General features: G+C 45.6%; 12 protein-coding genes. 5 read left to right on the forward strand and 7 right to left on the reverse strand.

Features of this window, described 5'->3' with window-relative positions:
- Positions 1 to 385: 385 nt before the first annotated feature.
- The 7 genes from ACOJUO_RS03005 to ACOJUO_RS03035 all read right to left on the reverse strand — a co-directional run bounded on the left by ACOJUO_RS03005 (position 386) and on the right by ACOJUO_RS03035 (position 9320).
- Entirely contained in the window at positions 386 to 1231 is an 846-nt protein-coding gene (locus ACOJUO_RS03005; RefSeq protein ID WP_422138864.1) for a hypothetical protein, read from the reverse strand.
- Positions 1232 to 1450: 219 nt separating this feature from the next.
- On the reverse strand, positions 1451 to 1927 hold the full coding sequence (gene greA, locus ACOJUO_RS03010) for a transcription elongation factor GreA (protein ID WP_422135269.1): 477 nt from the start codon (positions 1925 to 1927) through the stop codon (positions 1451 to 1453).
- Entirely contained in the window at positions 1924 to 5145 is a 3222-nt protein-coding gene (gene carB, locus ACOJUO_RS03015; protein ID WP_422135270.1) for a carbamoyl-phosphate synthase large subunit, read from the reverse strand. Before carB ends, greA begins: the two co-directional genes overlap by 4 nt.
- A gap of 94 nt (positions 5146 to 5239) precedes the next feature.
- A complete protein-coding gene (gene carA, locus ACOJUO_RS03020; protein ID WP_422135271.1) occupies positions 5240 to 6394 on the reverse strand; it encodes a glutamine-hydrolyzing carbamoyl-phosphate synthase small subunit in 1155 nt (384 codons plus the stop codon).
- A 623-nt stretch (positions 6395 to 7017) separates the two neighbouring features.
- Positions 7018 to 8022: a calcium:proton antiporter gene (locus tag ACOJUO_RS03025; RefSeq protein ID WP_422135272.1), complete on the reverse strand. Its 1005-nt coding sequence runs from the start codon at positions 8020 to 8022 to the stop codon at positions 7018 to 7020.
- A 374-nt stretch (positions 8023 to 8396) separates the two neighbouring features.
- Positions 8397 to 8828, reverse strand: a complete 432-nt coding sequence (locus tag ACOJUO_RS03030) for a hypothetical protein (RefSeq protein ID WP_422135273.1) — start codon at positions 8826 to 8828, stop codon at positions 8397 to 8399.
- A gap of 24 nt (positions 8829 to 8852) precedes the next feature.
- Complete coding sequence (locus ACOJUO_RS03035; RefSeq protein WP_422135274.1) at positions 8853 to 9320, reverse strand: hypothetical protein; 468 nt, start codon at positions 9318 to 9320, stop codon at positions 8853 to 8855.
- Between the two features lie 429 nt (positions 9321 to 9749).
- Between ACOJUO_RS03035 and ACOJUO_RS03040 the strand changes: the two genes are divergently transcribed.
- From ACOJUO_RS03040 to ACOJUO_RS03060, 5 genes are all read left to right on the forward strand, one after another.
- On the forward strand, positions 9750 to 9944 hold the full coding sequence (locus tag ACOJUO_RS03040) for a hypothetical protein (protein WP_422138865.1): 195 nt from the start codon (positions 9750 to 9752) through the stop codon (positions 9942 to 9944).
- 74 nt (positions 9945 to 10018) lie between these two features.
- Positions 10019 to 11254, forward strand: a complete 1236-nt coding sequence (locus ACOJUO_RS03045; protein WP_422138866.1) for a hypothetical protein — start codon at positions 10019 to 10021, stop codon at positions 11252 to 11254.
- Positions 11255 to 11397: 143 nt separating this feature from the next.
- The gene (locus ACOJUO_RS03050; protein ID WP_422138867.1) at positions 11398 to 11823 is read left to right on the forward strand and encodes a hypothetical protein; all 426 of its coding nucleotides are present in this window, start codon (positions 11398 to 11400) and stop codon (positions 11821 to 11823) included.
- On the forward strand, positions 11820 to 13877 hold the full coding sequence (locus ACOJUO_RS03055; protein ID WP_422138868.1) for a hypothetical protein: 2058 nt from the start codon (positions 11820 to 11822) through the stop codon (positions 13875 to 13877). Before ACOJUO_RS03050 ends, ACOJUO_RS03055 begins: the two co-directional genes overlap by 4 nt.
- A gap of 25 nt (positions 13878 to 13902) precedes the next feature.
- Entirely contained in the window at positions 13903 to 15339 is a 1437-nt protein-coding gene (locus ACOJUO_RS03060) for a hypothetical protein (RefSeq protein ID WP_422138869.1), read from the forward strand.
- The last annotated feature ends 71 nt before the right edge of the window (positions 15340 to 15410 follow it).

The following is a 15410-nucleotide window of genomic DNA, read 5'->3' on the forward strand; positions in this document are numbered from 1 at the left end:
ATCGGATTATTTTAAAAATAAAAAAGTACGCTTCTGACTGTCTTCACTTTACAAATACACCGAATTCAAAGCCAACAGTATAGACATAACTCTGACTTCTGATTATTTATCGGAAGTCGAAGAAAGAATGTTGCAATATCAGTCAAAGGAAAAGCCTGATTTCGTTGATGTTATTCGTGGCAGCAGCAGTGTCCTGAAGGTGCTTTGAACTATTGAAGCAATAAAAGCTTTTGAGCCCGCTCAAGGATAAGGTTCCACAAGAGCTATTCAGAGAAATGAGAGAAGACTTATTAGTCAAATATTCGATACTCTTACCGTTATGAAACTGGAGAATTTGAAGGTGTGAGCAGCTGATCATCTCACACCTTCAAGTTCTGAGTGTCAATCAGAGCAAGCAGGCCAGAAGGGTGATGCCGACAACGGCAAGCACAATACCTAAAACAATCTTCAGTTTACGAGCTTTTTTAGCGGACTTTTGCGCTGAATCCAGAGAATCCCCGGCATCTTTGACATTCTCACTGCTTCGAGTGATATTATCTTCAATCCGGCTCACTTCCTCACCCTGTTTATGAACCAGATCTTGCAGTGTATGCATCATCCTGCACACATCAGCAACATCTTTTTCTATTTGGATCATCTGCTGATGTCGATTGCGTAGCTGGCCCAATTCATCAAATTTAATGTCCAGCAACACCTTCTGAAGACTGTTGGCAGCCTCGTGGACATGGTTATCAGCTGCAGATGACGCATCAAGCAGATTGGCCGCTGTGTTCAGTTTCTCAAGAATTTTGCCCGCCTCTGGATGATCCTGAAGCTTTTTTCTGGCATCGTTTAGCAGATCTGTGGTTTTCTGCTTCATAGCCACCAGATCCTGCCCGGAATGTGCCCGAGAGCAGTCACTTTTGAGACTCTCAAGTCTGGTTGCCAGATCGTTGCCATTGTCACTGCCCGACTGGGCAGGTTTTGAAACCGGCCTGATAACACCTCTTTCTGAAGGCGGTCTGGCAATAGCACGCTCTGAAACCTGTATGGTGCCGTCTGAGCTGCTTGAGCTTTGCTCAGAGTAGTGGGTGTGCGAAAAGTCGCCGCTCTTCATATGGCCATAAGCGTTTTTGAGCTTACCGACCGTATGGCGTCCAAGCTTGGAGACAGCGCTTCCAAATTGCTCCAATTTTACGGCAATCGTTTTCTTACTGAATGGCACTGAGCCTGTTTCCAGAAAATTCATCATAACACTCCCTCCATGAATCCTTGTTGTATTGTTTTTCTGGACACAAGAATGCAATCAATGGCAGGAAAGGTCACTAACAGGCATGTCAGTTATGCTGACATAGCTATGAAAACCCAATGGCCAGGTACTTATACACAGAGGATGAGAGCTTCAGGGAGCGCAGAGGGGGAAACCAGCTTCTCTGCACAGGCCATTGACCCATGCAGAGAATCGAGATCTTCAGATGTGCTTAACCTCATCGATCTCATATTCAACATTGCCAGATGGTGTATTCACAACCACCACGTCACCTTCTTCTTTACCAACCAGGGCACGGGCAATCGGTGAGTTTACAGAAATCTTGTTATCCTTGATCTCTGCTTCATCATCACCCACGATCTTGTACTCAACTTCATCGTCCGTATCCAGATTAACCAGTACAACCGTAGTACCAAAGACAACCTTACCGGTTTTCTTGATCGTAGTAATATCGATAACCTGAGCGTTGGATAACTTGCCCTCAATATCGTTAATACGACCCTCAGTAAAACTCTGCTGTTCACGGGCTGCGTGATATTCAGCGTTCTCTTTCAAGTCCCCCAATTCCCGGGCCTCGGCAATTGCCTGGGAAATGCGTGGTCTTTCCACGGTTTTCAGTTGAGCCAACTCTTCTCGGAGAGCTTTTTCGCCCTCCACTGTCATTGGATATCGATTCATCCAGTCTTACCTTCGTGTAAATCCTGAAGTCTTCTGACTGTTTTCTCCGAACCAAAGGCAATGGCCCGAGCAATGGCTTCCGCACCTGCCATGGTAGTGGTGTAGAGAACCTTATTGGTCAGGGAAGATCGGCGGATTTTATAGGAGTCTGCAATGGCCTGACGACCTTCGGTAGTATTGACCACAAAGGCTATATCACCATTGACGATGCTGTCCACCATATTTGGTCGACCTTCCATCACCTTTTTGACTCGGGTCACGGGCAGACCGGCATCTTCGATCACCTGGGCAGTACCACTGGTAGCCACCAGTTCAAAACCGGTATCCATTAACAGACGGGCGATACCAGGCACCATGGGCTTGTCCTGATCACGGACACTGATGATGACACGGCCACCTTCCGGCAGTGCCATATTTTCAGCCAGCTGAGCCTTGTAATAGGCTTCCGGGAAAGAAGCACCAACACCCATCACTTCTCCAGTAGACTTCATTTCAGGGCCAAGAATCGGGTCCACACCCGGGAACTTGTTGAATGGGAAGATGGCTTCTTTCACGCAGAAGTATGGAGGCACGATCTCTTTGGTAAACTCCAGCTCTTCCAGAGTCTTGCCCATCATGACACGAGCGGCAATCTTGGCCAGGGAGTGACCAATGCACTTGGACACAAAAGGCACTGTACGGGATGCACGAGGGTTAACCTCGATCACATAGAGTTCACCGTCCTGCAACGCCATCTGAACATTCATCAGACCAACAACACCCAGTTCCATAGCCATGGCTTTCACCTGCCCACGGATCTTGTTCTGGATACGGGGACTCAGACTGTAGGGAGGCAGAGAGCAACCGGAATCACCCGAGTGAATACCTGCCTGCTCAATGTGTTGCATGATGGCACCAATGACCACACGCTCGCCGTCGCATACTGCATCGACATCCACCTCTACGGCACGGCTCAGGAACAGGTCCAGCAGTACCGGACTGTCATTGGAAACCTGAACGGCTTCCTTCATGTACTTTTGAAGTTCATCTTCGCCTGCCACGATTTCCATGGCACGACCACCCAGGACGTAAGACGGACGCACAACCAGCGGATAACCAATTTCCTTGGCTTTAGTTACAGCTTCTTCAGCACTGCGCACGGTAGCGTTTGCAGGCTGCAGCAGACCCAGCTTCTGGATCATGCCCTGAAAACGTTCACGGTCTTCGGCACGGTCAATTGCGTCCGGACTGGTACCGATAATTGGCACACCCTCAGCTTCCAGAGCACGAGCCAGCTTCAGAGGAGTCTGACCACCGTAGTGAACAATCACACCCTTGGGCTTTTCAACATCAATAATGGCGAGAACGTCTTCCAGAGTAACTGGCTCAAAGTACAGTCGGTCAGAAGTGTCATAGTCTGTAGAAACCGTTTCGGGGTTACAGTTAACCATGATGGTTTCGTAACCGTCTTCACGGGCAGCCATGGCGGCATGCACACAGCAATAATCGAATTCGATACCCTGACCGATACGGTTTGGACCACCACCGATAACCATGATCTTTTCATTATCGGTTGGCACAGCTTCACACTCTTCCTCGTAGGTGGAGTACATGTAAGCTGTCGTGGAGGCAAACTCGGCCGCACAGGTGTCCACACGTTTGAATACCGGCTTTATGTTCAGCTGACGACGATGGTTACGCACTTCTGTTTCAGCGACGGCCATCACTTCAGCCAGACGTGCATCACTGAAACCCTTGCGCTTGAGTCTGAACAGAGTGTCGGCATCCAGTGCAGACAGATCTTTACCAACCAGGTTTTGCTCTTCTTTAACAATGTCTTCAATCTGGACAAGGAACCAATGATCGATCATGCAGCTGTTAAAGACTTCCTCACGTGTCATACCGGCACGAAAAGCATCTGCCACGTAGTAAGGTCGATCCGCTTTTGGAACAACCAGCTCTGCCTTGATCTTGTCGATAGCACCTTCATCAGAAACATCCAGCATTGGATTGAAACCAGTAACTCCGGTTTCCAGACCACGAAGGGCTTTTTGCATGGACTCCTGGAAAGTACGACCAATAGCCATGACCTCACCCACCGATTTCATCTGGGTAGTGAGGCGGTCGTCAGCCTGAGGGAATTTTTCAAAAGCAAAACGGGGAATCTTGGTAACGACGTAATCGATGGTAGGCTCGAAAGAAGCCGGGACCACACCACCGGTAATTTCGTTTCGCAGTTCATCCAGGGTATACCCTACGGCCAACTTGGCGGCCACTTTGGCAATGGGGAAGCCAGTCGCTTTGGAAGCCAGAGCGGAAGAACGGGATACCCGGGGGTTCATCTCGATTACGACCATACGGCCGGTGTCCGGGCAAATACCGAACTGAACATTGGAACCACCGGTTTCAACGCCAATCTCTCGCAGCACAGCAACAGAGGCATTACGCATGATCTGATATTCTTTATCGGTCAGCGTCTGGGAAGGAGCGACTGTGATCGAGTCGCCGGTGTGAACGCCCATTGGGTCAAAGTTCTCGATAGAGCAGACAATGATGCAGTTGTCATTACGGTCACGGACCACTTCCATCTCATACTCTTTCCAGCCAATCAGGGATTCATCGATCAATAGCTCACTGGTGGGTGACAAATCCAGACCACGCTTGCAGATCTCTTCAAATTCATCCTTGTTATAAGCAATGCCACCACCGGATCCACCCATAGTGAAAGAAGGACGGATAATACAGGGGAAGCCCACCTGATCCAGCACAGCCTGAGCTTCTTCCATGGTGTGAGCAATGCCGGAACGAGGTGTTTCCAGACCAATGTTCTTCATTGCCCTGTCAAACATTTCACGATCTTCAGCCTTATCGATGGCATCACGGCTGGCGCCGATCATCTGGACATTATATTTTTCCAGAACGCCCTTATGGAACAGATCCAGGGCACAGTTCAGAGCGGTCTGACCGCCCATGGTAGGCAGTACCGCATCCGGACGTTCTTTCTCAATGATCTTGGCGACGGTTTCCCAGCGAATGGGTTCAATGTAAGTCGCGTCTGCCATACTGGGGTCGGTCATGATGGTGGCCGGGTTAGAGTTCACCAGAATGACACGATAACCCTCTTCTTTGAGGGCTTTACAGGCCTGGGCTCCGGAATAGTCAAATTCACAGGCCTGACCGATGATGATAGGACCCGCACCCAGGATCAGGATGCTTTCAATATCTGTACGTTTCGGCATCGTTGCTCTCGTAACTTGTCTCAGGCTTGCGGAGTTCTTCGCTCACGAAAGCCTGTTGAGTCTGTACTGTATGTCTCTCTTTCAAGCGACCTGATCAGGATTTGGAAGCGGCTGTGTGCTTTTCCAGCATAGTGATAAACCGGTCAAACAGCACTGCGACATCATGCGGCCCCGGGCTGGCTTCAGGGTGTCCCTGGAAACTGAAGGCGGGCCGGTCTGTCAGCTCAATACCCTGAAGACTGCTATCAAACAGGGATTTGTGAGTGACCCGGATATTTTCAGGCAGATTCTCTTCAGCCACGGCAAAACCGTGATTCTGACTGGTAATCATTACGACACCGGAATCCAGATCCTGCACTGGATGGTTGGCCCCGTGGTGTCCAAACTTCATCTTTATGGTGGCAGCACCACTGGCCAAACCCAGCAGCTGATGACCCAGACAGATACCAAAGACCGGGATACGGGTTGCCAGAATATCCTGAATGGCCTTGATGGCATAATCACAGGGCTCCGGATCACCAGGACCGTTGGACAGGAAAACACCGTCCGGGTTCATGGCCAGAACCTCTTGTGCAGGAGTTTCAGCGGGCACAACCGTCAAACGACAACCACGCTGGGCCAGCATTCTGAGTATGTTGCGCTTGACACCAAAATCATAAGCCACAACGTGGAAGGGCTGCTCATCAACAGTCTGGTGATCATCGGACTCCAGAGACCAGACACCTTCTTTCCATTCATAAGACTCCGAAACTGTCACCTCTCTGGCAAGGTCCATACCTTTCAGGCCGGGGAATGCCCGAGCCTTTTCCAAAGCTGCCGCTTCATCAATATGACCGTTTTCATCGGCCACCAGGATACAACCATTCTGGGCACCCTTCTCTCGCAGGATACGAGTCAGGCGACGGGTATCAATATCAGCAATGGCTACGATTTGATTAGTACGAAGGTACTCATCAAGAGGCATCCTGTTCCGCCAGTTGCTGGCGAGAAGAGGAAGATCACGGATAACAAGGCCAGCGGCATGAATTTCAGTAGACTCTTCGTCTATGGGAGTAATGCCGGTATTACCAATATGGGGGTAGGTGAGAGTCACAATTTGACGAGAATAAGAAGGATCGGTGAGTATTTCCTGATAGCCAGTCATGGCTGTATTGAAAACGACCTCACCACTGGTCTCTCCGTCGGATCCAATGGCAATGCCCCGAAAAAGACTTCCGTCTTCCAGAGCCAGTACGGCTGACTTAGTCAATGATTCCTCCCACATTCACCTCATGAAAATCATCTTATTCATGGGCAAAATGATTTTCTACGCTTAAGGCTGTTCGACCTGTTCCCAATCAGGTCAGCAAGGGTAAAACCTGATGGGTGAAGTACGCAAGACAGCAATGTTATAACCCTGTTTCCTTAGAGAGCACGCTCAAAAAAAGCGAGAGGTAAATTGAATCACCGTCTCGCTTTTTTTATCCGACTTTTATAAGGAGTCTCGGGGGCACGCCAACTGCCTCAACAAATCTAATGCAAATTTTTCGCATTCAAACACAATATTTATAAAAAGACAATATTTTTCTTCCAAAAAACACCTGAATTCAGGGCATTTCTGAACCGGTTTTCTTATGAGAGATCAAGAGCCAATGAATCGAAAAGAAAAGCAGTTAAGTACTCAGCCGTAGGGAATCAAATATTTCTGGCTTATTGGGCAGGTGCTCTGCAAGGCGCAACGACGGAAACATAGCAAGCTATGTGACCAGAATTGCAACGCATCACGACTGCATGGATGCAGGAGCTAGAGCAACGCAGGAGCAGTTGCCGCGAGTGCCTGAACAATAAGTCAGAAAATATGATTTCGTATGGTTGAGTGCTTATGAACCAGGATCAGTCAAAAATCAGAATAATGTAGCAGAAAAACAGTGTCAGATGAGTCACCCCCTGGAACAGGTTACTTTTACCTGAAGAAAAGTTCACGATGGAAACCAGCAGCGTCAGAACCAGCAATAGTGCATCGACATTGTTCAAACCCAGAACAATGATTTTGGAGGTCAGAACCCCGATCAGTAGCACGGCAGGTATGGTCATACCTATAGTGGCCAGAGCCGACCCCAGACAAATATTGATAGAGCGCTGAAGATTATTAGCTCTTGCTGCTTTGATCGCCGCCATCCCTTCCGGCGACAGCACCAGAATTGCCACAATCATTCCGCCCAGGTCTGTGGGTGCTCCCAGTTCAGAAATCCCATAATCCACAATCACTGCCAGCTTCTTCGACAGCAAAACAATGGGAACCATGTAGCAGAGCAAAAGCAGGGTATGTGACGGGACAGACAACCTCTTTTCATCACTGTGATCAGAACCCTCATTGTCACCCACAAAATAGTGCCGGTGTCTCATGGCCTGCATTCCCAGAAAAGCCAAGTAGAGGACAACATTCATAACAACAAGAAAGACTATTTGCTCAAGGGAGAAAGTACCTATGGACGTTGATTCTGTAAAATTCGGCAGAATCAAACCCAGCACAGAGAGAGGAACAAGAATTCCCAGAAAGGAGTTGGCTCCCTGCAAATTAAACGTCTGCTCAACATGTCTGACCCCTCCCAGAAGCAGCGACAGCCCGACCAATCCATTCAGTACAATCATCAGGACAGAAAACATCACATCCCGACCCAGCGTTGGATTATGACTTCCGGTGAGCATCACGGCTGAAATCACAATGACTTCGATACTGATCACTGACAGGGTCAATATCAGAGTGCCGTATGGCTCACCCAACTGTTCAGCCAGACCATCAGCATGGCGAACCACGCCGAAGGAAGACCAGAGCATAACAACGAACAAAATCAGAAACAGAGCCGCACTGACCCAGTTGGGAGATCCTGTCGTCAAAAAGCAGTTGCACAACGAATAGAATAATATTGATGCAGCAAAACCTGAATAAAGGCCAGGCTCGGATTTTAACACCAAAGGTAGTTTCATCACTGCTCAAGCTACCCGCAAAAAATGTTTTTTGAATGTTATTAACACGACAAAAGCAGTCACTTAGCCGTACATGAAGAATAGATGAGCGGTAAAAATCTCCCCACTCTTTCCCGGCTTATTTTGCTGTAACTGTTTTATATTTCTCTTGGGGGAACTACAGGCTCTCCCGAAACTCCATTCTCCAGCGAGCTATTAAACCCGACAGGAAAGGAGCATGCCCTTGAACGTTTCAAGCTGCATTCGAACAAGGGCTATCGACAGAGCAACTGTCCAGATACAAACTATGTCATCGTTTCCAAAGTAGCATGCTTTTTCTTCTCTTCGCATTCTTTGAGATCTTTTTGAAGCCATTCACAAGAAGCTTCTTCTCCGGGTTCTGGTAACAACTCACCGCCTTCCATCACCCAGGATGCTGGCACTTCAAACAGGGTTACTGATACCCCGGAAACATCGATCCCAAAAAAATCAGCAATATTATTCTGCATTTCCAGACTAAGTCGGTCGTTGACGTCTGATGTCCTGCCTTTGCGGACGTTAGCTTGTACGTGAATGGCAATACCTTTTTGCAATGGAATATTTTGATTAAAGAGCACATTTACAAGACTCTCAGGAGCACTCGTTAAACCACAGTGGGTATCCATAATGAGTTTTGACAAGGGTTGTCTTTTTGACATCTCTACCGCACCCGGGGTTGAAACATTGTACAGGGGCATGGCTGTTCTCCTGCGGGCTAAGGTTTAAAAGTTAATGGACGTGGAAAAGTGTCGTGTAATGATTTTCGACTTTGCCAATCGGCCCAACATCTGAAGTGTAACCAGAGGTCTTCTGGAGGGACGGATTCGGGTCTGAGTCAGCTTCAATAAATCTTGTTGTGCCTGAAAATCCATCGCCGTCAGCATGATCTCGTTTTTATTGCACCCGGTATAGTTCATCCAAAGTTCACTGAATTCACTCATAAATGCATGACGAATGTCGTTGGGAAGATCGTTTTCCACGCCAATGGAAATGGTGGTCGCATTGCTCGGGCGAGCTGCTAAAAAAGCCTGTGAACGCGGCACTTCCACCCAGATCGGAAAGAGCTTGTAATGTTTGCCGAAGTGATTCTGGTAAAGCCTGGTACAATCCTTTTCAAGCGTCTTCCTGAGTGTTGTGGCAATAGATCCATTCAATACAAGAATTGCCATTAAGACTCGTTGTTGAGACATAATTTTCTCCGGTTAACTTCTTCCTGCCCTCGAACCCGTTTGATTTTTCGCCAGCGTTGCTAAAAACGGTATAGCACACCTGCTGCGGGAATGGTGCCCCAAAGGAAGATCAAAGTATGATAACGAGCAGCACATAAAAAGGAATCCGAGCCTCGACTGCAAGACTGATGAAATACTGACAGAAGCCTATGGAATAGCCAAAAAGGGCTGAATTGAACGGAGACTGAAGAGAGTAGGCGAATGGTCAGGCCCCCCACTGCGAATAAAGCGGCACCCCCACGTAGCATTCCGGGCAGAGCCTGCTGCTTGTAATCTCTCCCGGCTTCTTTACCCGTAATTCTTCTATATTTCTCTCCCGGTGGAACTAATCACTCTCCCGAGACTCTAAGTTCTATGGACTATTGAGCCCGAGAGTAGAGGATTACGCCAATGAACATTACAAGCCATGCCATCAAGCTGATATTTGCATTACTCATAACGATGAGTTTTTGTGTCAACGCTGATATTACAGAACAAGAAGAACATTGCCTGAACGACGCACTGGCCGGTTATGATATTGAGCGCCTCACAGAGGCAGGAACCATGGCAGAAGAAGTCTTTTTTTTTCTCAAAAAGCCCCAATGATCAGCCCGTATGACATTCACCGTTTTACCCGGCGCAACATTACTCCGGAAGTCGTTGCATCGTTTCATCCTGAAGTGGCTGGTGAACCGGCTTTTATAGATAAAATTCTACAGGCAGGGTTAAGCCCCCAAAAAGCAAATAGCTACCTAGAAGCCGGCGTTGATCAGGCCAACATTTTGACCAGTTACTTCAAAAATGGAATAGCTCCTGATCTTGCAGGCGCCTTATACAAAAGTGGCTACTATTTCTACACTGACTCTGACTATTCGAAGGTTTGGCTTCAAGAAACAATGGAAAAGGGGCTAACCATGGAAGATCTGCCCAGATACAAGGGACTCGCCTCAACAACCAATGAATTAAAAAGACTCTACGTTTCAAAAGTACCTACTGATTTTCTTCATAGAGTCCTGAGTATGGATATAACCCTGGACACGGAAGATGCAAAATCTCTTTACTTCCGTGGCATTGACCTGGACACCTATCCATCTCTAATCTCTGACGAACGGACCTGCACAGCATATCCCACAACCCATCTTGAGTTTGAACACCTTGGTAATCTTGCGGGCTACCAGAGCAAAAAAGAGCCTATTCCTCTACCAAAAGCTTTATTTTTCCGGCTTAACACAGTATTTTCTGGCAGGGATTTTACGCAAGAATTTATGGGACATTTTTCAACCGACGATCAGGAAGAGATTTTCAAGTACGTTGAAAACAAAGCCAAACGTGTAAAAAACCCAACGATCTATAATTTACTCTACCTGACAGCGGAGATTGTTTCTGAAAAGCTTCACTACGAATTAGTGGATGAAGGAGAACTGGAGCAGACTTTCCCGATAGATTGTTCAATAGCTGAATATTGGCGAAGGGGAATTGGCGACTGTGATAAATACTCGGCATTGGGAACGGTTGTTTTTGCTCAACTGAAACAATTGTTTCCTGACGTAATGGCAAATGTTTACCTAATCAATGAACTGTTTGCAAAATACAACAGACATTCCTGGAATACCGTCGTCATTGCAGAAGAAGATCGCCTGATATTCAGCTACATTGACATAACAAACTACGACCCCGGAGATTACTATTATCTAAAGCTTATTTATCGGTTTTATCTACAACTGTATGAAGTTCTTGAGAATCTGCGTGAGGCAGCTGGCTACACCCCGAATCCATACAGAAACAAAAACGAAGCCTTGGGAGCGATGTACCCCGAGAACTTCAACAAGGAACACTTTCTTAGCGAATACAAGAAATATTTCTGTCCACACGATCAGAGCAATCCGGACATAACAACTGCTCAGACAGATGAATGATAGATGAGCTGAGAAAATCCCCCCAATCTTTTCCGGCTTCTTTACCTGTAACGCTACTATATTTCCCTCCTGGGGGAACTAATCACTCTCCCGAGACTCTAAGTTCCATGGACTATTGAACCCGATAGTAAAGGATTACGCCAATGAACATTACAAGCCATGCCATCAAGCTGATATCTGTATTACTCATAACGATGAGTTTTTGTGTCAACGCTGATATTACAGAACAAGAAAAAGAACGCTTCCTGAACGCCTCGTTGGCCAATTATGATATTGGCCGCCACATAGAGGTGGAGACCACGGCAGATATTGCAGGCACCTTAAAACGAAACGGCTTTAGTACAATCACTGACTTTGAATGGACCGACCTTCATGACGCATTCAAACTGGAGCTTAGAGCAGGAGACCTACCTAAATACAAAGGACTCATCCATTCAATGCTAAGTAGTTGGCCGTATGGAATCGTATATTTCTGGCTAATTGGACAGTTATCAACACGACAGAGCGAAATACACCTATTCACGCTTTCTCAGCCAGTAACGGGAAATTGGTTCGGAGGTTCATTATGATTAATAGTCATTTTCCAGTTCAGCCCAGACTTACCAGTGAACTGTTAACACAAGAAAAAACAATTAAAGTAGAAGATGGTGACCAGACTACTACTGATACCTTTGCCAGTCAGGAACACCATAATATAAACAAAATCTTTAAGAATGATGTTTGTGCAACTTCTGCCATAAACCAAGTACACAAACCGGAAAATACCTTGGAAAAATCTTTTCCTGAGCCCCCGACTAAACTGGAGCATTATTATGTTTCAACTAATGAAGGAATTACCTGGCATGATGAAAAAAGAACAGCCTGTGAAAGTTCGTCCGCAGAGGTGCTTCCAAAAAAGTTAAAAAACACTAAAGAGTCTTCTATTATCGAAAGTAGTGCTCTCCAGCAAGTTGGTTGTTTGATACCAAAGGACAAGCAATGGATATCTTTTCTTCAGGATTTTTTCAGGCAGATACCGATTCATGCATCATCTATGAATAGAATCACCTCTTTGCAAAGTAAAGCTGGGAAAGTTAAAGAAATAGTTTTTCTGGTAGAAGCTAGCTCCCCCACTCAGGGCTATGGAAATTTAAACCTGTATATAGAATTCTTAAGGAATTTTGTCAGACTTTCCCCTGGCACTTTAAATCTGGTTCGCTTTTCTGGCTATGAACCTACTCTTAGCAACAAATTACCAAATCTTCTTTCTGGTTTACCTGAGCGTGACATTGATGAATCTATCATTCATGGGGATGGGGATCACAAATTATCGTCACCAAAAATAAGACCAGATAAAATATTTGGTATTCCATACATCATAGAACAGACAATACCTACCCATCTTTTATCAAAAAACACACTACAAATTTACACCGTTTGGGACTCGTTTAGAACATCAACAAAAGCTCCATTATTTCAAATAACTAACTATAGATGGTTCCCTGGATCTCCAAGGGAAATGCCCCTGAAAAACCAAGAAAATCATCTGCCCATTTATCCGTACGAGGTCAATAAAGATACGTCAACACCAGAGTTAATGAAAAGGGATATAGCTAACAGCTTACAAAAGCCAGTAATAGAAGGTTATGATACTGAAAAATCAGCTCAATTTTTTACCGAATTATTGCAATTGGCCAAAGAAAATAAAATATATTTAGCCCTTTCTTATCATGCCTGGGGAATGTTAAAGCATGAGTATTACAATTACACAAATGCTGCTAAAGCGTGTTTTGGCGATAAGCCTATCATTATTATTGCACCACACAACGAGAATATCAGTCTGTCTGAAAAAGGCAAAAAAGAACTCAGTGATACTGGTAATATACAGTTTTCAACTAATTACTCCCTGGACTTTACCACTGAGAAATCACTTATAGATAAGGTCACCGTATTTGAATTTACTTTTTTACCGAAGCGACTGTTTGAGTTGGTTTGTTATTTTTCCAACATCCCCATTTATGCACCGGGAGCCAGCACCGCTAATATTGCACAATGCTTAAATAAACCCTACCTTGGACTGGGCAGATGTGGTCATGAAATACCAGCAACAGGCAACCCGAAACTCTTAGGCCGCTGGAAAGTAGCTAATGGTGCATTTCATTTGAATACATTCCTTCTGCAAGAGGTTAAATCGACTCTGCTAACAATGAGCAAAGAGCAAATAGAGTTATGCGACAGAAATATCAAACGTGATCTCTGGTATGACCCTGAGAATGCCCATTTAGAACTCAATAAGATATGTAATGCAATCACCGACGATATCCTGAGATATACCGGGCTAACCCCAACGTTAATTCCGCATTTTTTTAATGGAACGGATACCTCAAAAATCCATGAATATACTGATCTCTCAGCTGACGATCGGCAAAGTTACTTTACCCGGTTATTAGACGAAGGTAGATTACCCGAGTTTTGCCAGTACGTCTGTGATAAATCAAATGAAATAATGCTTGATTATATGTCTCAAACAACTAAGCCAGGAGATAGTTTTTATGAACTGGCCAGAGAATTACAACAAAAGGCATTGCATCCTGATAACAACATGATGTTGGAAGTATTAGAAAGAAATCTTCCGGATAACTGAAGCCCGGCAATAAAGGAGTACGCCAATGTACATTACAAATGCCATCAAGCTGATCTCTGCATTACTCATATTGATGAGTTTTAGTGTCGACGCTGATATTACAGAACAAGAAGGACATTGCCTGAAAGATGCACTGGCCGGTTATGATATTGAGTACCTTACAGAGGTGGGGACTACGGCAGAAGAAGTCTTTCTTTTTTCTCAAAAAGCCCCAATGGTCAGCCCGTATGTCATTCACAGTTTTACACGGCGCAACATTACTCCGGAAGTCGTTGCATCATTTCGTCCTGAAGTGGCCAATGATTCGTTTTTTATAGATAAGGTTCTACGGGCAGGGTTAAGCCCCCAAACGGCAAATAGCTACCTCGACGTCGGCATTAATGTGGCCTTCAGTATCATCGGGTACGCCAAAAAACGAATATCCCCTGATCTTGCAAATTCTCTATACAAAAACCTCTTTTTCGTAATCATGAGCAGTGATCGTATCCCTATTCAAGATGAATTTAAACAGTGGATAACGGCAGAAAACCTGTCTAAATACAGAGGGCTCACCATATCAATCGATCAGTTACAAGATCTCTACTTTTCCAAAGTGCCCCCAGATTTTCTTCATGAAGCTAAAAGTAAGGGTATAAAACTGTATGATGCAATGTCTCTTTACTTTCTCAGCATTGACTTGGACACCTACCCGTCTTTAATCTCTGACCAAAATACCTGCACTGTGTATCCCATTTCTCATCTTAAATTTGAACACTTGGGTAATCTTGTAAACTACCAGAGTAAAAAAGAGCCCATTCCTCTACCAAAAGCTCTATTTTCCGAGCTAAATTCCATATATATCCAATACGATATGTACCACTTTTCAACAGACGATCAAGCGGAAATTTTCAAGTACGTTGAAAAGGCTGCAAAAGATGTAAAAACCCCCACGATCTATAGTTTGCTCTACCTGACCGCAAAAATTGTTTCAGACAAGCTTCACTACGCATTAGTGGATGGCGAGCTGAGTCTTACCTTCCCGGAAGGCTGTTCAATAGCTGAATATTGGCGAAGGGGCATGGGTGACTGTGATAAATATATGGCATTGGGTGCGGTTGTTTTTGCCCAACTAAAACAACTGTTTCCTGACGTACTGACCAATGTTTACCTAAGCAAGGAATGGTTTTCGACATACAAAAGACATTCCTGGAATACCGTCGTCATTGCAGAAGAGAATCACCTGATTGTTACGTACATTGACATCATAAGATACGACACTGATTCCAATGTTCTGCGCCTTATTCTTCAGTTTCTTATACAACTGCATGACGCCTTGCACAATCTGTATGAGGCAGCTGGCTGCATCCCGAGCCCACTCAGAAACAAAAATGAAGAACTGGGAGCAATGTACCCAGAGTACTTCGAGATGCGAAACTTTCTTAGCAAATACGAAGAATACTTCTGTACGACGCAATCGAAGTAGGCTGGGCGTCAAACCAGGAGCCTGCAAGGTCGGCTTTACCTGTAAATCATCTATACCCCTGGGGGAACTTC

It is taken from the genome of Endozoicomonas sp. ALC020 (assembly GCF_049275935.1).
GTDB lineage: Bacteria > Pseudomonadota > Gammaproteobacteria > Pseudomonadales > Endozoicomonadaceae > Endozoicomonas_A.

Bases quoted from the DNA above. Each gene is read 5' to 3' on its own strand.
- ACOJUO_RS03005 (WP_422138864.1), bottom strand. From the start codon at position 1,231: ATGATGAATTTTCTGGAAACAGGCTCAGTGCCATTCAGTAAGAAAACG.
- greA (WP_422135269.1), bottom strand. From the start codon at position 1,927: ATGAATCGATATCCAATGACAGTGGAGGGCGAAAAAGCTCTCCGAGAA.
- carB (WP_422135270.1), bottom strand. From the start codon at position 5,145: ATGCCGAAACGTACAGATATTGAAAGCATCCTGATCCTGGGTGCGGGT.
- ACOJUO_RS03030 (WP_422135273.1), bottom strand. From the start codon at position 8,828: ATGCCCCTGTACAATGTTTCAACCCCGGGTGCGGTAGAGATGTCAAAA.
- ACOJUO_RS03035 (WP_422135274.1), bottom strand. From the start codon at position 9,320: ATGTCTCAACAACGAGTCTTAATGGCAATTCTTGTATTGAATGGATCT.
- ACOJUO_RS03040 (WP_422138865.1), top strand. From the start codon at position 9,750: ATGAACATTACAAGCCATGCCATCAAGCTGATATTTGCATTACTCATA.
- ACOJUO_RS03050 (WP_422138867.1), top strand. From the start codon at position 11,398: ATGAACATTACAAGCCATGCCATCAAGCTGATATCTGTATTACTCATA.
- ACOJUO_RS03055 (WP_422138868.1), top strand. From the start codon at position 11,820: ATGATTAATAGTCATTTTCCAGTTCAGCCCAGACTTACCAGTGAACTG.
- ACOJUO_RS03060 (WP_422138869.1), top strand. From the start codon at position 13,903: ATGTACATTACAAATGCCATCAAGCTGATCTCTGCATTACTCATATTG.